This is a genomic window from Streptomyces sp. NPDC086787, assembly GCF_044745865.1.
Lineage (GTDB): Bacteria > Actinomycetota > Actinomycetes > Streptomycetales > Streptomycetaceae > Streptomyces.
Genome location: NZ_JBIVBC010000004.1, coordinates 320,476 through 341,763, shown reverse-complemented (window position 1 = coordinate 341,763; position 21,288 = coordinate 320,476). Strand labels below are relative to the sequence as shown.

The window sequence follows — 21,288 nt, the reverse complement described above, 5'->3', positions numbered from 1 at the left end:
ATGAACGACGAAGCCTCCACCACCGAGCCCGGCAGGACCCCCAACCGGGGCAAGCTGGCCAAGGACCTCAACGACGTCATCCGGTACACCCTGTGGTCGGTCTTCCGCCTGAAGGACGTGCTGCCGGAGGACCGCGCCGGTTACGCCGACGAGGTCGAGGAGCTGTTCGACCAGCTCGCCGCCAAGGGCGTGACCGTCCGCGGCACGTACGACGTGTCCGGTCTGCGCGCCGACGCCGACGTCATGATCTGGTGGCACGCCGAGACCAGTGACCAGCTCCAGGAGGCGTACAACCTCTTCCGCCGCACCCGGCTGGGCCGCGCGCTGGAGCCGGTCTGGTCGAACATGGCACTGCATCGCCCGGCCGAGTTCAACCGCTCGCACATCCCGGCCTTCCTCGCCGACGAGACTCCTCGCAACTACGTCAGCGTCTACCCGTTCGTGCGCTCGTACGACTGGTATCTGCTGCCCGAGGAGGACCGCCGCCGCATGCTCGCCGACCACGGCAAGATGGCTCGCGGCTACCCCGACGTGCGCGCCAACACGGTCGCCTCGTTCTCCCTCGGCGACTACGAGTGGCTCCTCGCCTTCGAGGCGGACGAGCTGTACCGCATCGTGGACCTGATGCGTCATCTGCGTGCCTCCGAGGCCCGTATGCACGTCCGCGAGGAAGTCCCGTTCTACACGGGCCGCCGCAAGAGCGTGTCCGAACTGGTGTCGGGGCTCGCCTAAGGCTGCTGCTGCCAGGGCTGGTCACGGTGGGCGAACGCCGCGCGGAGTTCCGGTTCGCCGATCGCGCGGATCCCGCGTACGGCGACGGAGGTGAGGTAGGTGCGGTCGTCCCCGGCGCCGTTCCCGGCGCCACCGCCCGCGCCGCCCACGGCAGCACCGCCCGCGCCGTCCACGGCGCCGTTCGCGCGCCGGGGCAGCGCGCCGAGCAGCCGCTGCCCGGCGGGGGAGGCCCACGGCGAGTAGGGGTGCGCCTCGACGCGTGCGAGGGCGAGGCAGCCCAGGGTCAGGGCGAGCGGCAGCGCGAACCAGCAGGCGACCAGGTCGCGCGGCATCCCGGTCTCGGCGGGCAGCAGCAGCGCCAGGGCGGCGAGCGCGACGACACCGAGCGCGGCGGCCCTGACCTGGCGCACTCCGGCCGCGACGGGGCTACGGGCCCCGTCGGGCACCGCGAGCCCCGCCCGCACCAGGCCGTCCGCCAGAGTGCGCACGGCGTCGGCGCTCGCGGCCGCGGACCGCACCGGCTCGATCCGGGACTGGCCCTGTGGGCCTATCGCCCCTATGACGGACCGTTCGATGTCGTCCCGGCCTCTCGGGTCCACGACGGTCGCCCAGCCGGTGTGCGCGAGCAGCAGCCGGCGCTGGCGTGCCATCGAGACCAGGGTGAGATCCGCGACCCGCGAGGGGCCGCCCGACAGGAAGGCCGCCTCGTACAGCGTCAGGTCGCGCCCCCGGACGGAGGTCGCGTCCTGAGTGGCGACAGCCGCCGCGTGTACGGCGGCCAGGCACAGCCGGGTGCACGCGGTACCGGCAACGGCCCAGGCCAGAAGCAGGAGTAGGACCCAGAACATGACGTGTTTCTATGCCAGTGGCCTGGTGAGCGCCATGTCATTTTCGCCATCCGGACAGAGTGTGGCCGGTATGTGACGTTCCGGATGGTTCGCGGATCAGGGAGTACCCGTCGGCTCCGGGCTGGAGGCGGCCGGTGGGAGCGTCCAGGTGGCCGTCGGCGCGGGGGTCACCGGGACCGCCTGGGCGGGGTCGACGGACGGCGGGACGGGGACGGCGGGACTGCTCGTGGCGGCGAGGTCCCGCGCCAGGGAGGCGAAGTCCACATAGCCGGTGGCCTCCAGCACCCTGATGTGGTCCAGGACGGTGGTGTTGGCGTCGTCGGCGAGGCCACGCACCAGGGAGTTCTGGGTACCCGCCCTGACCTGGGCGACCACGGAGAACACCCGTCCGTGGGCCAGCCGCACGATGTTGGCGAACTCGCGGTCGAAGTCCGGCCCGCTCGCCGCGCGCAGGGTGGCGAGCCACTCCTGCTGCTGCTCGTTGGGCTCGTTGGGCACGGGCAGCCCGAGCCGGCTGGCCACGGTGCGGTCGTGCGCGTCCAGGGCGGTGTGCCCGTCCACCAGATGCCGGCCGGCGGTCCGTACGGCCTCGGTGGTGCCCTTCTGCTCGGCCAGCTCACCGGCGGGCAGTTCCCACAGCCCGGCCAGCCGGACCTTGGTGACGAAGTCCCGGTCCAGCGTGGACAGCGGGCCGTACGGCGTGGCCACGGTCTGCGCGCTCAAGGTGTCGGCGGCGGCCGTCCCTGGCCGCTGCGCGTACGACCAGACCGGGACGAGCAGCGCGACGGCGGTCGCGGCCAGGCCTGTGATGATGAGTCCGGTGCCGGTGAAGACGCCCCGGCGCCCGGCCGGTGGTCGTGGTCCCATGGTGCTGCCTCCTGCTCGCGGCACCGCACGCCAGGCTGGAGCGGGCGGGCGCGGGAATCGGCATATTACTGCGGGGTTCCGCTGAAAAGGGGCGGGTGTTACCGCTCTCACGTCCTGCGCAGCAGCACCCTGCGTGCCGCGCGGGCGGCCCGCGCCGCGGGGCGAGGGGACCGGGGCGCGGGCCCCGACCGGTCCAGCCACCACTCCCGCAGCTCCCGCCGCACCCCCGCGTTCTCGATCCGGTCCGCGGACAGCAGGCTCCCGGCGAAGTCCAGCGCGTCGCGCCGGTAGCCGCCGCTCATCGGATGCGTGTGGGCGTAGGCGAGGAACGCCGGCCGATAGCCGTCCCCGAGGATCCGGGGCAGTTCGGGAGCGACCTTCGCCACCACCCCCGCCCGCTTCGCGGCGAGTGCCCGCGCCTGGACGCCCATCCGCGTCCGGTCGAACCCCTCGGGCACGGGGGTCCCGGCGACCAGCGAGGAGAGGACCGCGGTCTGCGCGAGCGCGAGCCGCTCCCTGGCTTCGTCGGCGGCGGGGGAGATGGTACCGGGGGCCTCCCGCACGGTGCCGGACTCCCGTACGGCGGCGCCCCCCTTGCGCACCGCCTCCTTGATCGCCTCCAGTTCCCTCTCCAGCTCACCGGGGGCGGGGAAGTCCTCGTCCCGCTCCAGCAGCACCCCGGGCGGCGAGACCCGGGAGGCCAGGTCGGTCAGGATGTCGAGGACCGCCTCGGGGACGGGGTGGGCGTGGCTGTCGTGCCAGACGCCGTCGCGCTCGAAGCCGCCCGCGACATGGACGTAGGCGATGGCCTCCAGGGGCAGTTCGGCGAGCGCCTCGGCCGGGTCCTCGCCCCGGTTGACGAGGTTGGTGTACAGGTTGGCGACATCGATGAGCAGCCGTACTCCGGTCCGGTCCGCCAGCTCGTACAGGAACTGGCCCTCGGTCAGTTCCTCGCCGGGCCAGGAGATCAGCGCGGCGATGTTCTCCACGGCGAGCGGCACCGGCAGCGCCTGCCGGGCGATCCGCACGTTCTCGCACAGTACGTCGAGCGCGTCCCGGGTCCGCGGCACGGGCAGCAGATGGCCCGCCTCCAGCCGTGGGGACGCGGTCAGCGGCCCGCCCGCCCGCACGAACGCGATGTGCTCCGTGACCAGCGGCGCCCCCAGCAGCTCGGCCCGCGCGGCGAGATCGGCCAGCCGCGCCGCGTCGGGCCGCTCCGCGCCGCCAAGTCCGAGGGAGACACCGTGCGGCACCACCGTGACGCCGCGCTCGCGCAGCCGCAGCAGCGACTCCGGCGGATGCCCGGGGCACACGTTCTCCGCCACGGCCTCCACCCAGTCGATCCCGGTCATCCCCTCGACGGCGTCGGCGATCTCCGGCCGCCAGCCGATTCCGGTGCCCAGTCGGCGCATGTCCGTCCCCCTCGTTCGCGTGACGGGGGTTATCGCCCAGGCGCCCGGCGGTGAACCCCGGCGGCCACGTCTTCAGAGCAACATTTGAGGTTCTCGTCGACCGGTGTCAGGACCGGCGCAGCGCCGGATGGTCGGCCACCACGGTCGGACTGCCGGGCGCGATCTCGGTGAACCCGGCGTCGCGTACGAGCGGGAGCCCGCCGCCGGTGAGGCGGGCCCAGTCCGCGGGGTCGGCGACGCGTACGGCGAGGGGGAAGCCCGCGTCGCGCCAGGCCGTGCGCTGTTCGTCGGACAGTTCCCACCAGGCGAGCTGGGCACCGTGTCCTGCCTGGGCCATGGCCTTGCCGGCCGTCATGTCGAGGTGGGGGTTCGTCCACAGGGTGGGCACGTCCGGGTCGGGCGCGGCCGGCGGTCGCGGGTCGTCGAGGTCGGTGCCGGACACCTGGAGCTTGGCGAGTTCCTTGGGCCAGCCGTCCAGGGGGACGGGCGGGAAGACCCGTACCTCCGCGGTGCTGCCGGTCACCGTGATTCCGGGCAGGGCTTCGGCCCGCCGCCACTCGGCGCCGCGGGCCCGTCGTACGACCTTGCGGATGCGGGCGTCCTGCCAGTCACGGACCGCGTCGGCCCACTCGCCCTCCCCGCGCGCCCGCTCGTCGGCGAGCAGTACGAGCACGGCACGCGCCGCGGTCTCCAGCGCGTCCGTGCGCGCGGGTGGAGCGGCGCGTTCGATCCGTGCCACCAGGGGCAGCACGAACTGCGGTGCCTCGTCCCGCGCGCTGCGCTCCGCGCGGAAGGGGCTGTCGCCGGGGGCTGTCACGATGTCGTTCACAGCGGACAACCCTACGACCGGGCGGCGACGGCCCAACCGGTCACCCCGGACAGGCGCCGCGCTCGGCCTCCTGCCAGTCGCAGACCGGGCACAGCGTGACCCCCCGGTACGCCGCGGGGTACTCGGTCGGCTTCCGGCACCGCACGCACTCCGCGTACGGCGGGCCGTCGGCCGGGGTCGCCGGGGTGGAGTCGATGATGGAGTCGTAGTCCTCGTCGCTCATCTCTTCAGCGTAGGCCGGTCAGTCGTGGCGGGCGGCCTGGCCGATGAGCTCGGACACCTTCACGAGCCGGTAGCCCCGCTCGCGCAGCTTCGGCACGACCGCGCGTACCACGCGCTCCGTCGTCGGGGCGGCGCTGCGGGTGCAGTGCATGACGACGACGGAACCGGACTTCACTCCGTCCAGTACCTGCCGGGCGACGGCGTCGGCGTCCGTGGCGAACGCGTCGCCGCTCACCACGTCCCACTGCACCGCGGTGACGCCCAGACCGCTCAGTGCGCGCAGTGCCGGCTGGTCGTAGCAGCCGCCGGGGAAGCGGAAGTACGGCATCGGGCGCGGCACCCCCGCCCGGCGGATGGACGTGTACGCCTGCTCGACGTCCGCGCGCATCCGGTCGGCGTCGACCGTCGGCAGGCCGTAGCAGTCACCGGTGAAGGCGTAGTGGCTGTAGGAGTGGTTGCCGACCTCGAAGAGTGGGTCCTGGCCGATGTCACGGGCCTCGGCCGGGTACTCGTCGGCCCATCTGCCGGTCATGAACACGGTGGCCGGGACCTTCAGCGCGCGCAGTGTGGCGATGAGCGCGGGGTTGTCGAAGTGCTCGCCGGCGGCCGCGCGCGGTCCCTGGTCGGCGGTCATGTCGGCGTCGAAGGTGAGGGCGACGGTCTTGTCCGGGGTGCGCGGACCGTTCATGAAGACCGGGGTGAGACCGGCCGGCCCCGGGGCGAGCCGGGGCGGCGCGGAGGCGGCGGGTGCGGGGCGCGCCGGGGCCGGGTGCGGGGCGGCCGGGGTTCCGGCGCCGCCGCCGCAGGCGGTCAGGGCGGCGCCCAGGGCACAGAGTGCGGCTACGCGTCGAACACGTCGTACAAGAGTGAACACAGCATGACGGTATGAGTGGAAATATGCCTATCGGTCCGACGCGCCCTGCGGGGCCCGCCGGAGTCACCCGGCCGGATGCTGCGTGTTCACCGCCGGGGCGTGTGTGTTCTCCGTCGGGGGGTGTGCGATCTCCGCCGGTGGGTGTGCGTTCTCCAGGAACCGCAGCAGTTCCACCGGGATCGGCAGCACCAGCGTGGAGTTCTTCTCCGCAGCCACCGCCATGACCGTCTGAAGCAGCCGCAGCTGGAGGGCGGACGGGGTGTCGGCCATCTGTTGTGCCGCCTCGGCCAGCTTCTTGGAGGCCTGGAGTTCGGCGTCGGCGTTGATGATCCGCGCCCGGCGCTCGCGGTCGGCCTCGGCCTGGCGGGCCATGGAGCGCTTCATGGTGTCCGGCAGCGAGACGTCCTTGATCTCCACGCGGTCGATCTGCACGCCCCAGCCCACCGCCGGGCTGTCGATCATCAGCTCCAGCCCCTCGTTGAGCTTCTCGCGGCTGGACAGCAGATCGTCCAGGTCGCTCTTGCCGATGATCGAGCGCAGGGAGGTCTGCGCCATCTGGGAGACGGCGAACCGGTAGTCCTCGACGTTCACCGTCGCGGCGGCCGCGTCCATCACCCTGAAGTACACGACCGCGTCCACCCGCACGGTCACGTTGTCCCGTGTGATGCCCTCCTGGGCGGGCACGGGCATCGTCACGATCTGCATGTTGACCTTGTACAGCCGGTCCACCGCCGGGATGATCAGGGCCAGCCCCGGCCGGCGCACCTCACCGCGCAGCCGGCCGAGCCGGAAGACCACTCCGCGCTCGTACTGTTTGACGACCCGCAGGCCCGCGGCCAGGTACACCACACCCGCGGCACCGGCGGCGGCCAGTGCTCCCAGCAGTTCCTGGAGCATGACGACCTCCTTCTTAAGAGGTCCTTCGTGTCCGCTCCTGCAACGATATGCCCGTCGCCCGGCCCGGGGCCATCGCCGTCGCCGCTCTACACAAGCCCCTTCGCGTCGCGGGCCAGCGCGGTGAGGCGGGATATCGCGCGGAAGTACTTCTTGCGGTACCCGCCGTTCAGCATCTCCTCGCTGAACAACCGGTCGAAGGGCAGCCCCGCGGCGAGCACCGGGACCTCACGGTCGTAGAGCCGGTCCGCGAGGACCACGAGCCGCAGCGCCGTCGACTGGTCCGGCACCGCGCGCACATCGGTGAGGCACACCGCGCGCAGTCCGTCGGTGAGCGCGCCGTACCGGCTGGGGTGCACCTTCGCCAGGTGGTCCAGCAGGCGCGGGAAGTCGTCCAGCGAGGCACCCGGGGTCGCGTACGCGGTCTTGGTCACCTGTTCGTCCGAGAACGGCGCCGGAGCCTCGGGCAGCCCCCGGTGGCGGTAGTCCTCGCCGTCGATGCGCAGGGCGCGGAAGTGGGCGGACAGACCCTGGATCTCGCGCAGGAAGTCCGCGGCCGCGAACCGGCCCTCGCCGAGCTTGCCCGGCAGCGTGTTGGAGGTGGCGGCCAGCGCCACTCCGGCGTCGACCAGCTTGCCGAGCAGGGTCGACACCAGGACGGTGTCGCCGGGGTCGTCCAGCTCGAACTCGTCGATGCACAGCAGCCGGTGCCCGGACAGCGTCCGCACGGTCTGCTGGAACCCGAGGGCGCCGACCAGGTTGGTCAGCTCCACGAAGGTGCCGAACGCCTTGAGCGCGGGTTCGGCGGGCGTGGCGTGCCACAGGGAGGCGAGCAGATGGGTCTTGCCCACGCCGTAGCCGCCGTCGAGGTAGACACCGCGGGGGCCCGCGGCCGCCTTGGGGGCCCTGGGCCTTCCGAACCCGAGGAAGCCGCGCCGGCCGGAGCCGGTGGAGTGCGCCCCGCCGAGACCGGCCGCGAAGCCTTCGAGCACCCGCACCGCCTCGGTCTGGCTCGGCTGGTTCGGGTCCGGGATGTACGTGGCGAAGCGGACCGAGTCGAAGCGTGGCGGCGGCACCATCTCGGCGACCAGCCGGTCCGCGGGGACGTGCGGCTCGCGCTCGCACAGGGAGATCGGGGACACGTCGGCTATCGGGCTCGGCCCGGACGCGGAGGGGGAGGAGGACGACACGGTTACCCATGCTAAGGGGTGCCTGCCCTCTGCCCGCCCTGGTCGCATCGGGCGCTCATGGGGCAGGCACCCCTGAGCGCCGTGCCACACTGCACCACATGCGACGCCTGTTCCCCGTGACCGACGAGACATCGACCGACGAGAGGGTTACGGCCCGCACGGCGACCGGCGAGCGGGCGGTGGCCCCGGACCACGGCGGGGACCGGGAGTGGAGCCTCGCCGAACTCGCCACCGCCTACGCCTATCCCGAGGCGGCGGCAAGCGGGCGATCGGCCTGGCTGCGGGCCAACATGGTGTCCACGCTCGACGGGGCCGCCCAGCACGAGGGCCGCTCGCAGCCCATCTCAAGCGCGACGGACATGCGGATCTTCGGCACGCTCAGGGCACTGGCGGACGTCGTCGTCGTGGGCGCGGAAACGGTACGGCAGGAGGAGTACCGGCCGGCCCGCGCGCGGGCGGAGTTCGCCGGGGCCAGGAAGGCGGCCGGACAGGCACCGGCCGCGGCGATCGCGGTCGTCACCGCGAGCCTGGACCTCGACTACTCGCTCCCGCTGTTCACCTCCCCCCTGGTGCCCACCCTCGTCCTGACCGGCGCCGCGGCGGCCCCGGACCGGATCGCCACCGCCGAGAAGGCGGGTGCGCGGGTGGTGATCGCGGGTGACGGCGTCGGGGTGGACCCGGCGCGTGCCGTACAGGCCCTCGCCGCCCTGGGTCACACCAGGCTGCTCACCGAGGGCGGGCCCCGGTTGCTGGGCCAGATGGTCGCCGCCGGGGTGCTGGACGAGCTGTGCCTGAGCCTCTCGCCGATGCTCACCGCCGGGGACGCGCAGCGCATCGCCGGCGGTCCGTCGATCGCCGTGCCCCGGCGCTTCGAACTCGTGTCCCTGCTGGAAGAGGCCGGGTTCCTGTTCAGCCGCTACCGTCGGTCCTGAATTAGGCGGAATATGCCGTTCCGCTTACTTTCCGACCGCTTTTCAGCGGGAACACTGAATCCGGCAGTACCCGTGCGATCACGGGGCAGGATGGTTTCCTCAGGGGTCGATCGCGGCCCCACGCAGGACAGGGGCCGTACGGGCCCGAAGAGAATGGGGCGCCGGTGTTCAAAAGCGTACTGATGATCGAGAAGGCTCTGACGTCCGCCGACGTGGAGTTCGTCACCACCCTGCACGGTGACGATCAGGTCGCCTTCCACGTCCTGCTTCAGCCCCGCGGCGACCAGGCCGACCGCCTGCTGCGGGCCATCGACGACATCGCGCTGGGCGAGCTGGACGAGGCGGCACGCGAGGGCGGCACCCCCGAGGGCGACGCCGCCAGGGAACCCGCCCGCCAGGCCCTGGACGTGTCCATCAGGGCGCTGCGCGCGGTGGGCAGCGAGGCCGACGGCCGACTGGTCGAGGACCACCCGCTGGACGCCCTGAAGGCGCTGGTCGAGGAGACCGGCGCCGACGAGGTGATCGTCCTGACCGACCCCCACTACGTGGAGGAGTTCTTCCACCGCGACTGGGCGTCCAGAGCCCGGCACAAGGTCGGCGTACCGGTGCTCAAGCTGTTCTCGCACAGCAAGGCGTGACCGCACCCCGACCCGACCACGCCCTCGCCCGACCCCGCCCTGATGGGTACCGGATCGGCCTGGGCCATAAGGTGGTGCGCTGAACGCTCGCCGCACCACCCCTAGGGAGACACACATGGCTCCGGGCCTTCCCACCGCGATGGACCGACCGCACTTCATCGGCATCGGCGGCGCCGGAATGTCGGGCATCGCGAAGATCCTCGCGCAGCGTGGGGCGAAGGTGGCGGGCAGCGACGCCAGGGACTCCGAGACCGCCCAGGCCCTGCGCACGCTGGGCGCGACCGTGCACATCGGGCACGCGGCCGGGCACCTCGCGGACGACGCCAGCTGTGTCGTCGTCTCGTCCGCGATCCGCCAGGACAACCCCGAGCTGGCCCGCGCGGCCGAACTGGGCATCCCCGTGGTGCACCGCTCCGACGCGCTGGCGGCCCTGATGACCGGCCTGCGCCCGATCGCCGTCGCCGGCACCCACGGCAAGACCACCACCACCTCGATGCTGGCGGTCTCCCTCACCGAGCTGGGCCTGTCCCCGTCGTACGCAATCGGCGGCGACCTGGACGCACCCGGCTCCAACGCGCTGCACGGCGAGGGCGACATCTTCGTCGCCGAGGCCGACGAATCGGACCGCAGCTTCCACAAGTACGCGCCCGAGGTCGCGATCGTCCTCAACGTGGAGCTGGACCACCACGCGAACTACGCCTCCATCGAGGAGATCCACGAGTCCTTCGAGACCTTCGCCGACCGGATCGTCCCCGACGGCACGCTGGTGATCGCCGCCGACCAGGAGGGCGCCCGGGAGCTGACCCGGCGCCTGGCCGGCCGGGTGCGGACGGTGACGTACGGAGAGTCGGCGGACGCCGACGTGCGCGTCCTGTCCGTGGTACCGCAGGGCCTCAAGAGCGAGGTCACCGTCCTCATGGACGGCGCCGAGCTGACCTTCACCGTATCCGTGCCCGGCCGCCACTACGCCCACAACGCGGTGGCCGCCCTGGCGGCGGGCGCGGCGCTCGGTATCCCGGCCGAGGAACTGGCGCCCGCGCTGGCCGCCTACACCGGGGTGAAGCGGCGCCTCCAGCTCAAGGGCGAGGCGGCCGGCGTCCAGGTCATCGACTCGTACGCCCACCACCCCACCGAGATGACCGCCGACCTGGAGGCCATGCGCGCGGCCGCGGGTGACTCCCGCATCCTGGTGGTCTTCCAGCCGCACCTGTTCTCCCGCACCCAGGAGCTGGGCAAGGAGATGGGCGAGTCGCTGACCCTCGCGGACGAGTCCGTGGTGCTCGACATCTACCCGGCCCGCGAGGACCCGGTCCCCGGTGTGACCAGCGACATCATCATCGACGCGGCACGCTCGGCGGGCGCGGCGGTGCGGGCCGTGCACGACAAGGCCGAGATCCCCGCAGTGATCGCGGGAATGGCGAGGCAGGGTGATCTCGTTCTCACCATGGGCGCGGGCGACGTGACAGACCTGGGCCCACGCATTCTGGATCACCTGTCGCACCAGTGAGGGGCTGAAAAGTCATGGCGTACGACGTCGAGAAGCCGGACGAGCAGTGGCGCGCGGAGCTGACCCCGGCGGAGTACGCCGTGCTGCGCCAGGCCGGCACCGAGCCGGCCTTCGTCGGCGAGTACACGGACAGCAAGACCAAGGGCGTCTACTCCTGTCGCGCCTGCGGCGCCGACCTCTTCACCTCGGAGACGAAGTTCGACTCCCACTGCGGCTGGCCGTCCTTCTTCGACCCGAAGGACACCGACGCGGTGGAGCTCCTGGAGGACCGCTCCCACGGGATGGTCCGCACGGAGGTCCGCTGCGCCCGCTGCGGCTCCCACCTGGGACACGTCTTCGAGGGGGAGGGCTACGGCACCCCCACCGACCAGCGGTACTGCATCAACAGCCTCTCGCTGCGGCTGGCACCGGACGAGGAGTGACGGACCGCACGCTGGGTGCCGGGACCGCTCCGGTTTGAGATTCTGTGTAGGTGTGGGGCGTCGCCCGATGGATCCAGTCCCGTCGAAGGCCCGGAGCGGCCGGAGACGGCCGTGAGGACGGGCTGAGGACCCTGCGGGCGGCGGTGCGCGGGATCGGAACGACGCTCGACGAGACCAAGACCTGCGCGGAACTGGCCTTCGCGGCCGCACGGCTGACAGGCGGTGCGGCCGCGATCGTCCGCAGGATCGGCGACACCGTCTCCGGCTACGACGCCGTCCACGGCGACCCCGGCATGCTGCCCGACGCCCGCTGGGCCATCGCCGTGGCCCGGGACCTGGGGGCCCCGGCGGCGGACGGCCGCCAGGAGCCCTGGATCGAGTACCCGCTCGGCATCCGCGCCCAGCCCGCCATCGGTGTGCCGCTGAGCAGCAGAGAAATCCACTACGGCGTGTTGGTCTGTGCCCGGGACGGGCCGCCGTTCGTCCGCTTCGAGGCGGAGCTGCTCGCCGTCCTCGCCGAACGGGCCGCCTCGCACGTCCGGCACGCCCGCGAGTACGAGCGGGTGAACCGCACCGCCGGCGATCTCCAGCGCGCCCTGATCGCGGAGCCCGGCCGTCCGCACCCCAACCTGGAGGTCGGCGTCCGCTATCTACCCGTGGGCGGCCGGGCCCTGGTCGGCGGCGACTGGTGCGAGACCGTCCGGCTGCACTTCGGCCGCACCCTGCTCGTGGTCGGCGACGTCATGGGCCACGGCCTGGAAGCCGCCGTCGACATGAACGCCTACCGCTCCTCCCTGCGCTACATCGCCTCCGCCGACCTCCCCCCGCACCGGGTGCTGCGCCAGATGGACCACATCGCCTCCGGCGAGGCGGACCGCAGACCCGCCACCTGCCTGATCGCGCGCGTCGACCCGGCCCGCAGCCAGCTCACCCTGGCCAGCGCGGGCCATCTCCCACCCGCCCTGGTCACCCGTGACGGCGACACCTCCCTGGTGTCCGCCCCGGTCGGCCCGCCGCTCGGCACCGGCTTCGGCGGCTACCAGTGCGCCACCCACACACTCGGTGCCGACGAGACCCTGGTGCTGTTCACCGACGGCCTGGTCGAGCACCGCGGCGAGGACATCGACAGGTCCCTCGGCCGCCTCGCCGGGCTCGGCTTCGCGCCCGGCGCGACCGTCAGCGAGATCCTGGAGACCATCGTCACCCGCCTGGACGCACGCAACGCCGAGGACGACGTGGCCGTGCTGGCGGCCCGCTCCCGGCTGAGGCACGGCCCGGTCCCACCCGAGGGCACTCCCGAGGGGCCCGGCTGGTGAGCACGGGCACGCCGGGTCAGCGGTCGCCCACGGCCCGGGGCAGCGTGATCGTGAACGACGTTCTCCCCGGCTCCCCGGCCAGCGCGACGGTTCCGCCGTGGGCCGCCACGAGAGCCCGGGCCACCGCCAGACCCAGCCCGCTGCCGCCCCGGTCCCGACTGCGGGCCTTGTCCACGCGGTAGAAGCGGTCGAAGATCCGGCTCCGCTCGGCGGCCGGGATGCCCGGGCCCGCGTCCGTGATCCGGACCGTCGCCGTGTCGGCCGTGGCCGAGAGCGACACGGACACCGCGGTCCCCTCCGGGGTGTGCACGGCCGCGTTGGTCAGGAGGTTGTCCAGCACCTGACGGATCCGTACCGGGTCCACACGCAGCCGCACCGGGACGTCGCCCGCGCTCGCCGTCAGCGGATGGCCCGGGTGGCCCGCGCGGAAGGCGTCCGCCGCCTCCTCCACGAGGCCCCCGAGATCGGTATCGGCCGGCCGCAGCGGCACCTCCGCCTCGTCCAGCCGGGCGAGCAGCAGCAGGTCGTCCAGGAGCACCCCCATACGGGCCGCCTCGGCGCGCAGCCGGGCCAGGTGCCGCTCGCGTTCCTCCGGCTCGTTGGCGGCCGCGTAGCCGAACAGGTCCGCGTAGCCCCGTACCGACATCAGCGGAGTGCGCAGTTCGTGCGAGGCGTCCGCCACGAAGCGCCGCAACCGCTGCTCGGCCTCCGCGCGCACCGCGAGGGAGGAGTCGATGTGCTCCAGCATCGTGTTGAACGCGGTGCGCAGTTCCTCGATCTCCGGGCCGCCTCCGGGACGGTCGGCGCGCAACGGCAGCCGGGCCGCGGAGTCGCTGAGGTCGTGGGAGGCGATGCCGTGGGCGGTGTGGGCCATGTCGCTCAGCGGCTGGAGGCCGCGCCGCAGCATCGTGCGGCCGAAGCCGACCAGGGCCAGCAGTGCCAGCGCGAACACCACCGCCTGCACCGCGACCAGCCGCCGTACCGTCTCCTCGATCCCGGTCATCGGGGCCGCGCTGACCAGCACCACCCCGGGCTCCACCTCGCAGGCGCGCAGCCGGTAGGCGCCCTCACCGTCGATGTGCACGGTGCGCAGCAGTTCCACGTCCGTGCGGGCCCGTGCCTCGGCGAGCGTCGTCAGCGCCCGTGTGTCGGCCGGCGCGTCGGATGGCCTGCGCAGCCGGGCCGAACCGCCCGTGACGTCGAACACCGCGGTGTACCAGCCGTAGTACGGCTGGCGCCGCACCGTGCCGTGCGTGGACGCGTCCTTGGTCTGTACGACCTGGACGACCTTCAGCTGTTCCCCGAGCTGCCGTTCGAGGTAGTTCTGCATGTACGTCGTCAACGCCGTACCGACGACGGCGAACACGACCAGCGACAGCGCGCCCAGGCTCAGCGCGAGCCGGGTGCCGAGCCGCAGTCCGCCGTACGCCCGCCGGAGCCGTCCGCTCACCGGGCCGCCCGACGTACCGCGTAACCGAAGCCCCGCGCGGTGTGGATCAGCGGTTCCCCGCCGGCCTCGTCGAGCTTGCGGCGCAGCCGGCTGATGACCAGTTCGACCACGTTGGAGCGACCGCCGAAGCCGTACTCCCACACGTGGTCGAGGATCTGCGCCTTGGTGAGCACCGCGGGTGACCTGCGCATCAGATAGCGCAGCACATCGAACTCGGTCGGAGTGAGCGACAGCAGACGGGTGCCCCGGCGCACCTCCCTGGTGTCCTCGTCCACGGTCAGATCGGCCACGCGCAGCACCGGCCGCTCGGAGCCGTTCCCCGGGCCGCGCCCGGAGCTGCGCCGCAGCACCGTGCGCAGCCGGGCCATCAGCTCCTCCACCGCGAAGGGCTTCACCAGGTAGTCGTCGCCGCCCCGGGTCAGTCCGGCCACCCGGTCGGCCACCGTGTCCCGCGCGGTGAGGAACACCACGGGCACCATCGTCCCCGAGCGGCGCAGCCGGTCGAGCACACCGAATCCGTCCACGTCGGGCAGCATCAGGTCGAGGACGACGATGTCCGGACGGAAGCCGGCGGCCAGGCTCAGCGCCTCCTCACCGGAGTAGGCGGTGACCGCCGTCCAGCCCTCGTACCTGGCGACCGTGGCCACCAGGTCGGCTATCGGCGGGTCGTCGTCCACAACGAGGAGTCGCACAGTTTCCACCCCCTCATACTGCGCCACGCCGGGCCCGGTGCCCGAGGCCGTCCGGCCCGGCCGGGCACATCGATACGTACTTGAAAGTGGGACGACAGGAAACCGACAGGTGGCCGTGGGCAAGCTCGTCATCCGGACCCACTCAAGGGAGCTGCCGCCCATGACGACCCTCAAAGCGCCCCCCGCGAACCCGCCCTCCACGGCGATGCGCCCCAGGGTGCTGGCGCGCACCGGCCTCGGCGTGCTGCTGGGCGTGAACGCCGTCCTGGTCGCCGTCCTCTTCGCCCAGGCGGGCCCCGGCCCGGACGTCCTCATGGCGCTCGGCCGCCTCACCGGCCTCTACGGCGCGCTCCTCATGGCCTTCCAGCTGCTGCTGGTGGCCCGGCTGCCCTGGTTCGACCGGCGTATCGGCATGGACCGGCTCACCTCCTGGCACCGCTGGACCGGCTTCGGTCTGCTGTGGACGCTGCTCGGGCACGCGGTGTTCATCAGCCTCGCCTACGCCCAGCTGTCGGGCAGGAACCCGGTCAGCGAGCTGTTCGACCTGGCCCGGACCACCGAGGGCGTGCTCCGCGCCGTCGTCGCCATGCTGCTGATCCTGGTGGTCGGCGCGGTCTCGGCCCGCTGGGCGCGGCGCCGACTGGCCTACGAGACCTGGCACTTCGTCCACCTCTACACCTATGTGGCGGTGGTCCTCGCCTTCACCCACCAGGTCGCGATCGGCCCGACGTTCACGTCGTCGGCCTTCGCGCGGACCTACTGGTACGCGCTGTGGGGCGCGGCTCTCGGTGCGGTGCTGGTGGGCCGGGTCCTGCTTCCGCTGCGGCGGAACCTGCGCCACCGGCTGCGGGTGTCGGCCGTGGTGCCCGAGTCCGACAGCGTGGTCTCGGTGTACGTCACCGGCCGTGACCTCGACCGGCTGCCGGCCGCGGCGGGACAGTTCTTCCTGTGGCGGTTCCTGACCAGGGACCGCTGGTGGCAGGCCAACCCCTTCTCGCTGTCCGCCGCGCCCGACGGCCGCCAACTGCGGCTGACCGTCAAGACCGCCGGTGACGGCACGGCGGCCCTGCGCCGTCTCAAGCCCGGCACCCGGGTGTTCGCCGAGGGGCCCTACGGCGCCTTCACCACCTTGCACCGCACCCGTCCCGACAGCGTGCTGATCGCGGGCGGAGTGGGCATCACCCCGATCCGTGCCCTGCTTGAGGACCTGCCGGGCCACACCGTCGTGCTCTACCGGGTGGCCGCCGAACGGGACGCGGTCCTCTACGCGGAACTGGCCGAACTGGCCGCCGCCAAGGGCGCGGAACTGCACGTGATCGCCGGACCGGCGGCCCCGGACCTGCTCGCACCCCGCGAACTGGCCCGGCTGGTGCCCGACATCGCCGACCGCGACACCTTCGTGTGCGGGCCGCCCGGGATGACGGCCGCGGTGCGCCGCAACCTCGGCGACCTGGGCGTGCCCCGGCAGCAGATCCACTTCGAACGCTTCAGCCTGGCGGGATGAGAGAGGCACGAACATGAAGCGAGCAATCCCCGTTCTGGCGCTGACTGTCGCGGGCCTGATCCCGCTGTGGCGCTACACGCCGTCCCACGACACGGTGACGGCCGGGCCGAGCACGTCCAATTCCGGTTCCTCGTCGTCCTCGTCGAAGACGTCGTCCTCCTCGTCCAAGGTGGTGACGGGCTCCACCGTCACCACGGAGAAGGGAGACGTGCAGGTCGAAATCACCTACGAGGGCGGCAGGATCAGCTCCGTACGGATGGTCAAACAGCCGGCGGGCCCGACGACCGCCGGCGCGGTGCCGACGCTGATCCAGGAGACCCTCACGGCCCAGAGCGCCGACATCGACTCGGTGTCCGGGGCCACCATCACCAGCGAGGGGTACAAGAAGTCACTGCAGGCCGCGATCGACGAGGCGGCCGGGTGACCGTGCACCGGATCGAGCACGTCATGGGGTTCCCCGTGTCCCTGCGGGTGGACGACGAGGGCGTGGGCGAGGACGTCGTGGAGGCGGTGTTCGCCTGGCTGCGCGAGGCCGACGCCCGGTTCAGCCCGTTCAAGGCGGACAGCGAGGTGTCCCGCCTGGACCGGGGCGAGTTGTCCGCCGACGCGGTCAGCGCGGACCTCGCCGAGATCCTGGCCCTGTGCGAGGAGTACCGGGTGGCGACGGGCGGGGCGTTCGACGTCCGGCTCCCCGGCCGTGGCCTCGACCCCTGCGCGGTGGTGAAGGGCTGGGCCGTCCAGCGCGCGGCCGACTCGCTGACGGCGGCGGGGGTCCGGCGGTTCTGCCTGAACGCGGGCGGCGACGTGGTCGCGGCCGGCGGGCCCTGGCGGGTGGGGATACGGCACCCCGAACACGCCGACCGGTTGTGCGCGGTCCTGGACATCACCGACGGCGCGGTGGCCACCTCCGGCCGCTACGAACGCGGCGACCACATCATGGACGCCCGCACCGGCCGCCCCGCGACCGGGTTGCTCAGCCTGACCGTCGTGGCGTCGACCCTGACCGAGGCGGACACCGCCGCGACGGCCGCCTTCGCGCTGGGCGTGGGGGGTGTCGCCTGGGCGGCCGCCCGGCCCGGTTGCGAGGTCCTCGCGGTGGACGCCGGCCGGCAGGTGCTGCGCACGGCGGGAGTTCCGCTGTCCGGAACCGGCTGACCCGACGTCCGTCTCAAGGCCCGGTCGCCCGCCGAACTGCTGAAACACTCGCCGTCTAGACTCGTCCCGCAGCGGCCTGCGTGACGACCGTGGCCGGAAACGGGCAGGGATCTGCCACATCCGAGAGGTGTTCGGCGTTTTGATACGGATAGATTCAGTCACCAAGCGGTATCCGGACGGCACGGTGGCCGTCGACGGGCTGTCGCTGGAGATACCGGACCGCTCGATCACCGTCCTCGTCGGACCCTCGGGCTGCGGCAAGACGACGACCCTGCGCATGATCAACCGGATGGTCGAGCCGAGCGAGGGCAGCATCCTGCTCGACGGTGCCGACATCCGGCAGCAGCCGGTGAACACGCTGCGGCGGTCCATGGGGTACGTCATCCAGAACGCCGGACTCTTCCAGCACCGCACGATAGTCGACAACATCGCCACCGTGCCCCGCCTGCTGGGCTGGAGCAAGCAGCGGGCCAGGGCGCGCGCGGCGGAGCTGATGGAACGGGTGGGACTCGACTCCGCCCTCGCCAAGCGGTACCCGTACCAGCTCTCCGGCGGCCAGCAGCAGCGCGTGGGCGTGGCCCGGGCGCTGGCCGCCGACCCGCCGGTACTGCTGATGGACGAGCCGTTCTCCGCCGTCGACCCGGTGGTGCGCAAGGGACTCCAGGACGAACTCCTGCGCATCCAGGACGAGTTGGGCAAGACCATCGTCTTCGTCACACACGACATAGACGAGGCGGTCAAGCTCGGCACCATGGTCGCCGTACTGCGCACCGGCGGCCGGCTCGCCCAGTACGCCCCTCCCGCCGAACTGCTCAGCGCCCCGGCCGACCCGTTCGTGGAGGACTTCCTCGGCGCCGACCGTGGCATCCGGCGGCTGTCCTTCTTCCCTTCCGCCGCACTGGAGTTGGAGACCGCTCCGGTCGTCCCGGTGGACGCCGACGCCACGCGGATCGCCGCGAGCGCCTCGGCGGACGTGCCCCTCCTGCTCGTGACCGACCCGGACGGCAGACCACTCGGCTGGGGCGAGCCGAAGGACCTCACGGCGGGGAGGATCGCGACCGAGCGGCTGCTGCCGTACGGCCGCCCCTTCGTGCACGGCACGGACTCGCTGCGCGCCGCGCTCGACTGCGCGGTGCTGTCGCCGACCGGGTGGGCCGTCGGCGTGGACGGCGACGGCAGGGTCGTAGGCGTCGTCTCCCAGCAGAGCATCGGCGAGGCCATCCGGGCGGCCCACACCGCCGCCCACACCGACGAGAGCGGCGCCGCCCACACCGACAAGCGCGTCGACAAGAGGGTCGACAAGCGCGACGACGATGTGCGGGCCGCCGGATGAGCGGCTTCTTCGACATCCCGAGCGACCTCCAGCACAGCTACCTCGGCCTGATCGGCCTGCACCTGCGCGAGGCCCTGCTCCCGGTACTCGCCGGTCTGCTGCTCTCGCTGCCCGTCGCCCAGCTCTGCGCGCGCTTCCGCTGGCTGTACCCGCCGGTGCTGGGCGTGACCACCGTGCTCTACGCCATCCCCTCCCTGGCCCTCTTCGTCGTCCTCATCGACTACACCGGCCAGAGCGAGACCACCGTGATGATCCCGCTGGCCGTCTACAGCCTCGTGGTGCTGGTGCCCTCGATCGTGGACGGTGTCCGCTCGGTGCCCGAGGAGACCCTCGCCGCCGCCACCGCCATGGGCCTCGGACCCGTACGCCGCTATGTCCAGGTGCAGTTGCCGATCGCCGTGCCCGCGATCATCGCGGGTCTGCGCGTGGCCACCGTGTCGAGCATCTCCCTGGTCAGCGTCGGCATGCTGATCGGCAACCAGGGTGCGCTGGGCAACCTGCTGAACGACGCGAACATCTACCACCGGCCCGAACTCGCCGTGAACGCCACGGTGACCATGGCGGTCCTGGCGACCCTGGTCGACGCGCTGCTGGTCGTCGTGCGCACCCTGCTGACCCCTTGGATGCCGAAGGGCGGCGCCCGGTGAACATACTGAACTTCGTCCACGCCTTCTTCAGCGACAGCGCGCACTGGCACGGCTACGACGGCATCCCCACCCGGCTGACCGAGCACATCCGGTACTCGCTTCAGGCCCTCGTGCTCGCCGCCCTCATCGGGCTGCCCGTGGGCCTGGTCACCGGTCACTACGGGCGCGGCGGCAACGCGCTCGCGCTGATCGCCACCGCGAGCCGGGCGCTGCCCACCTTCGGCCTGCTGGTCCTCGCGGTCACCTGGCTGGGCTTCGGCCTCACACCCGTGATGATCCCGCTGGTCGTGCTCGCCGTCCCGCCGATCCTGGTCACCACCTACGAGGCGGTGCGCTCCGTCGACCCGGCTCCGGTGGACGCGGCCCGGGGGATGGGCATGTCGGAGCCGCGGATCCTGTTCCAGGTCGAACTCCCGGTCGCGCTCAGGCTGATATTCGGCGGCCTGCGCTCGGCGGCCGTCCAGATCGTGTCGACCGCCACCATCGCCGCGTACGTCGGTCTCGGCGGCCTCGGCCGGTACATCATCGACGGCCTCTACCAGCGGGACTACGAGAAGGTCGTCGGCGGGGCAAGTCTGGTGGTGGCCATGGCCCTGACGACCCTCGCGCTGTTCTGGGCCGTGGCCCGGTTCGCGGTGTCACCCGGAGTGCGCCGCGGCGGGTGACTGCCCACGTCCGCTGCCTCATACCCGGCATCGAAGCGGATTTTTGAGGCCAATCGGTGATCCGGAGGCACTTGACTGACGGAGATCCGGCTGGCTTGGATCGATGGAGTGCTTCGCGGCGCCGCATCGCTCGCCGTGCCGCCACCTTCCCCCCAACCCTCTCAGCCCGGAACGGAAATCGTGACTTTCACCCCGCACACCAGCAGTTCCGCCCGTAGATTCCGAGGCGCGGCCGCCGTCGCGCTCGCGGCGGCCACGGCCCTGCTGGCGGGCTGTTCCTCCGGCGGCGGCTCCGACCCGCTCAAGGACGACAAGGCGAGCGGCGGCAAGGTCGTCGTCGGCTCCAACAACTTCGCCGAGAGCATCCTCCTCGCCGACATCTACGGCGAGGCCCTGAAGGCCAAGGGCGTCGAGGTCACCTACAAGCCGAACATCGGCAGCCGTGAGACGACGTACGGTCTGCTCAAGAACGGTGCCGTGTCGGTGCTGCCGGAGTACAACGGCGCCCTGCTCGCCTACCTCGACCCGAAGGCCGCCCCGAAGACCGTCGAGGCGACCACGTCGGCCATCGAGGCCAAGCTCGACTCCAAGCTGACGCTGCTGAAGCCGGCGGCCGCGGAAGACAAGGACTCCATCTCGGTCAACTCGGCCACGGCGGAGAAGTACCACCTCACCGGCAAGTCCTCCATCGCCGACCTCAAGGACGCGGCGAAGGACCTGGTCATCGGCGCCTCGCCGGAGTTCCAGACCCGGCACCAGGGCCTGGACGGCCTGAAGTCGGTCTACGGCCTGGAGTTCAAGTCCTTCAAGGCGCTCGACGCGGGCGGTCCGCTCACCGCGGCGGCGCTGAAGCAGGACACCGTGCAGGCGGCGGACATCTTCACCACGGACCCGACCATCGCCAAGGAGAAGTTCGTCGTCCTCCAGGACACGCAGAACCTCTTCGGTTTCCAGAACGTCCAGCCGCTCGCCCGCAAGAACGCCCTGCCGCAGAAGGGGGTCGACGCGCTGAACGCCGTGTCCGCCAAGCTCGACACGGCGACTCTGCTGGACCTGGACACGCAGGTGCAGTCGCAGCACAAGGACCCGCTGGACGTCGCCAAGGCCTGGCTGAAGTCGGTCGGGCTCGGCTGAGCGACCCGCACGACCGCGGCGGCCG

General features: G+C 72.2%; 23 protein-coding genes. 13 read left to right on the top strand and 10 right to left on the bottom strand.

Annotation, left to right across the window (positions count from 1 at the left end):
- Entirely contained in the window at positions 1-732 is a 732-nt protein-coding gene (gene hemQ, locus ACIPK3_RS13670; RefSeq protein ID WP_402569232.1) for a hydrogen peroxide-dependent heme synthase, read from the top strand.
- On the opposite strand, the gene ACIPK3_RS13665 is transcribed toward hemQ, so the two are convergent.
- The 8 genes from ACIPK3_RS13665 to zapE all read right to left on the bottom strand — a co-directional run bounded on the left by ACIPK3_RS13665 (position 729) and on the right by zapE (position 7,916).
- Entirely contained in the window at positions 729-1,580 is an 852-nt protein-coding gene (locus ACIPK3_RS13665; RefSeq protein WP_402569230.1) for a TIGR04222 domain-containing membrane protein, read from the bottom strand. The two genes, hemQ and ACIPK3_RS13665, sit on opposite strands and share 4 nt — an antisense overlap.
- Before the next feature lie 96 nt (positions 1,581-1,676).
- A complete protein-coding gene (locus tag ACIPK3_RS13660) occupies positions 1,677-2,447 on the bottom strand; it encodes a DUF4142 domain-containing protein (protein WP_402569228.1) in 771 nt (256 codons plus the stop codon).
- Between the two features lie 107 nt (positions 2,448-2,554).
- On the bottom strand, positions 2,555-3,859 hold the full coding sequence (locus ACIPK3_RS13655) for a DUF692 domain-containing protein (protein ID WP_402569227.1): 1,305 nt from the start codon (positions 3,857-3,859) through the stop codon (positions 2,555-2,557).
- 106 nt (positions 3,860-3,965) lie between these two features.
- Positions 3,966-4,688, bottom strand: coding sequence for an aminoacyl-tRNA hydrolase (locus ACIPK3_RS13650; RefSeq protein WP_402569225.1), 723 nt, complete (start codon positions 4,686-4,688; stop codon positions 3,966-3,968).
- Between the two features lie 40 nt (positions 4,689-4,728).
- Complete coding sequence (locus tag ACIPK3_RS13645) at positions 4,729-4,911, bottom strand: hypothetical protein (RefSeq protein WP_402569223.1); 183 nt, start codon at positions 4,909-4,911, stop codon at positions 4,729-4,731.
- Between the two features lie 18 nt (positions 4,912-4,929).
- The gene (locus tag ACIPK3_RS13640; RefSeq protein ID WP_402569221.1) at positions 4,930-5,784 is read right to left on the bottom strand and encodes a polysaccharide deacetylase family protein; all 855 of its coding nucleotides are present in this window, start codon (positions 5,782-5,784) and stop codon (positions 4,930-4,932) included.
- A gap of 63 nt (positions 5,785-5,847) precedes the next feature.
- Positions 5,848-6,681: a slipin family protein gene (locus ACIPK3_RS13635; protein ID WP_402569219.1), complete on the bottom strand. Its 834-nt coding sequence runs from the start codon at positions 6,679-6,681 to the stop codon at positions 5,848-5,850.
- Positions 6,682-6,767: 86 nt separating this feature from the next.
- The gene (gene zapE, locus ACIPK3_RS13630; RefSeq protein WP_402569217.1) at positions 6,768-7,916 is read right to left on the bottom strand and encodes a cell division protein ZapE; all 1,149 of its coding nucleotides are present in this window, start codon (positions 7,914-7,916) and stop codon (positions 6,768-6,770) included.
- A 50-nt stretch (positions 7,917-7,966) separates the two neighbouring features.
- On the opposite strand from zapE, the gene ACIPK3_RS13625 reads away from it, so the two are divergent.
- The 5 genes from ACIPK3_RS13625 to ACIPK3_RS13605 all read left to right on the top strand — a co-directional run bounded on the left by ACIPK3_RS13625 (position 7,967) and on the right by ACIPK3_RS13605 (position 12,683).
- Positions 7,967-8,800 (top strand): pyrimidine reductase family protein, encoded by an 834-nt coding sequence (locus ACIPK3_RS13625; RefSeq protein WP_402569213.1) that lies wholly within the window; start codon positions 7,967-7,969, stop codon positions 8,798-8,800.
- Positions 8,801-8,964: 164 nt separating this feature from the next.
- Positions 8,965-9,438: an indole-3-glycerol phosphate synthase gene (locus tag ACIPK3_RS13620; protein ID WP_402569211.1), complete on the top strand. Its 474-nt coding sequence runs from the start codon at positions 8,965-8,967 to the stop codon at positions 9,436-9,438.
- Positions 9,439-9,553: 115 nt separating this feature from the next.
- Complete coding sequence (gene murC, locus ACIPK3_RS13615; RefSeq protein ID WP_402569209.1) at positions 9,554-10,945, top strand: UDP-N-acetylmuramate--L-alanine ligase; 1,392 nt, start codon at positions 9,554-9,556, stop codon at positions 10,943-10,945.
- Positions 10,946-10,959: 14 nt separating this feature from the next.
- The gene (gene msrB, locus ACIPK3_RS13610; protein WP_402569208.1) at positions 10,960-11,367 is read left to right on the top strand and encodes a peptide-methionine (R)-S-oxide reductase MsrB; all 408 of its coding nucleotides are present in this window, start codon (positions 10,960-10,962) and stop codon (positions 11,365-11,367) included.
- A 143-nt stretch (positions 11,368-11,510) separates the two neighbouring features.
- Positions 11,511-12,683 (top strand): PP2C family protein-serine/threonine phosphatase, encoded by a 1,173-nt coding sequence (locus ACIPK3_RS13605; RefSeq protein ID WP_402569207.1) that lies wholly within the window; start codon positions 11,511-11,513, stop codon positions 12,681-12,683.
- A 16-nt stretch (positions 12,684-12,699) separates the two neighbouring features.
- Here ACIPK3_RS13605 and ACIPK3_RS13600 read toward each other — a convergent pair whose 3' ends face one another.
- Positions 12,700-14,133, bottom strand: a complete 1,434-nt coding sequence (locus ACIPK3_RS13600; RefSeq protein WP_402569205.1) for a sensor histidine kinase — start codon at positions 14,131-14,133, stop codon at positions 12,700-12,702.
- Positions 14,130-14,834, bottom strand: a complete 705-nt coding sequence (locus ACIPK3_RS13595) for a response regulator transcription factor (RefSeq protein WP_402569203.1) — start codon at positions 14,832-14,834, stop codon at positions 14,130-14,132. Before ACIPK3_RS13595 ends, ACIPK3_RS13600 begins: the two co-directional genes overlap by 4 nt.
- A 151-nt stretch (positions 14,835-14,985) precedes the next feature.
- Here ACIPK3_RS13595 and ACIPK3_RS13590 point away from each other — a divergent pair, with 151 nt between their 5' ends.
- From ACIPK3_RS13590 to ACIPK3_RS13560, 7 genes are all read left to right on the top strand, one after another.
- A complete protein-coding gene (locus tag ACIPK3_RS13590; RefSeq protein ID WP_402569201.1) occupies positions 14,986-16,329 on the top strand; it encodes a ferric reductase-like transmembrane domain-containing protein in 1,344 nt (447 codons plus the stop codon).
- A 13-nt stretch (positions 16,330-16,342) separates the two neighbouring features.
- On the top strand, positions 16,343-16,753 hold the full coding sequence (locus tag ACIPK3_RS13585) for an FMN-binding protein (protein WP_402569199.1): 411 nt from the start codon (positions 16,343-16,345) through the stop codon (positions 16,751-16,753).
- Between the two features lie 2 nt (positions 16,754-16,755).
- On the top strand, positions 16,756-17,484 hold the full coding sequence (locus ACIPK3_RS13580; protein ID WP_402569441.1) for an FAD:protein FMN transferase: 729 nt from the start codon (positions 16,756-16,758) through the stop codon (positions 17,482-17,484).
- Positions 17,485-17,623: 139 nt separating this feature from the next.
- Complete coding sequence (locus tag ACIPK3_RS13575; protein ID WP_402569197.1) at positions 17,624-18,817, top strand: ABC transporter ATP-binding protein; 1,194 nt, start codon at positions 17,624-17,626, stop codon at positions 18,815-18,817.
- Positions 18,814-19,464: an ABC transporter permease gene (locus tag ACIPK3_RS13570; RefSeq protein WP_402569195.1), complete on the top strand. Its 651-nt coding sequence runs from the start codon at positions 18,814-18,816 to the stop codon at positions 19,462-19,464. The genes ACIPK3_RS13575 and ACIPK3_RS13570 overlap by 4 nt, the downstream gene beginning before the upstream one ends.
- Positions 19,461-20,129, top strand: coding sequence for an ABC transporter permease (locus ACIPK3_RS13565; RefSeq protein WP_402569193.1), 669 nt, complete (start codon positions 19,461-19,463; stop codon positions 20,127-20,129). The genes ACIPK3_RS13570 and ACIPK3_RS13565 overlap by 4 nt, the downstream gene beginning before the upstream one ends.
- Positions 20,130-20,309: 180 nt before the next feature.
- Positions 20,310-21,263 (top strand): ABC transporter substrate-binding protein, encoded by a 954-nt coding sequence (locus tag ACIPK3_RS13560; protein WP_402569191.1) that lies wholly within the window; start codon positions 20,310-20,312, stop codon positions 21,261-21,263.
- The last annotated feature ends 25 nt before the right edge of the window (positions 21,264-21,288 follow it).

Bases quoted from the DNA above. Each gene is read 5' to 3' on its own strand.
- hemQ (WP_402569232.1), top strand. From the start codon at position 1: ATGAACGACGAAGCCTCCACCACCGAGCCCGGCAGGACCCCCAACCGG.
- ACIPK3_RS13665 (WP_402569230.1), bottom strand. From the start codon at position 1,580: ATGTTCTGGGTCCTACTCCTGCTTCTGGCCTGGGCCGTTGCCGGTACC.
- ACIPK3_RS13660 (WP_402569228.1), bottom strand. From the start codon at position 2,447: ATGGGACCACGACCACCGGCCGGGCGCCGGGGCGTCTTCACCGGCACC.
- ACIPK3_RS13655 (WP_402569227.1), bottom strand. From the start codon at position 3,859: ATGCGCCGACTGGGCACCGGAATCGGCTGGCGGCCGGAGATCGCCGAC.
- ACIPK3_RS13645 (WP_402569223.1), bottom strand. From the start codon at position 4,911: ATGAGCGACGAGGACTACGACTCCATCATCGACTCCACCCCGGCGACC.
- ACIPK3_RS13635 (WP_402569219.1), bottom strand. From the start codon at position 6,681: ATGCTCCAGGAACTGCTGGGAGCACTGGCCGCCGCCGGTGCCGCGGGT.
- zapE (WP_402569217.1), bottom strand. From the start codon at position 7,916: ATGCGACCAGGGCGGGCAGAGGGCAGGCACCCCTTAGCATGGGTAACC.
- ACIPK3_RS13625 (WP_402569213.1), top strand. From the start codon at position 7,967: ATGCGACGCCTGTTCCCCGTGACCGACGAGACATCGACCGACGAGAGG.
- murC (WP_402569209.1), top strand. From the start codon at position 9,554: ATGGCTCCGGGCCTTCCCACCGCGATGGACCGACCGCACTTCATCGGC.
- msrB (WP_402569208.1), top strand. From the start codon at position 10,960: ATGGCGTACGACGTCGAGAAGCCGGACGAGCAGTGGCGCGCGGAGCTG.
- ACIPK3_RS13590 (WP_402569201.1), top strand. From the start codon at position 14,986: ATGACGACCCTCAAAGCGCCCCCCGCGAACCCGCCCTCCACGGCGATG.
- ACIPK3_RS13585 (WP_402569199.1), top strand. From the start codon at position 16,343: ATGAAGCGAGCAATCCCCGTTCTGGCGCTGACTGTCGCGGGCCTGATC.
- ACIPK3_RS13570 (WP_402569195.1), top strand. From the start codon at position 18,814: ATGAGCGGCTTCTTCGACATCCCGAGCGACCTCCAGCACAGCTACCTC.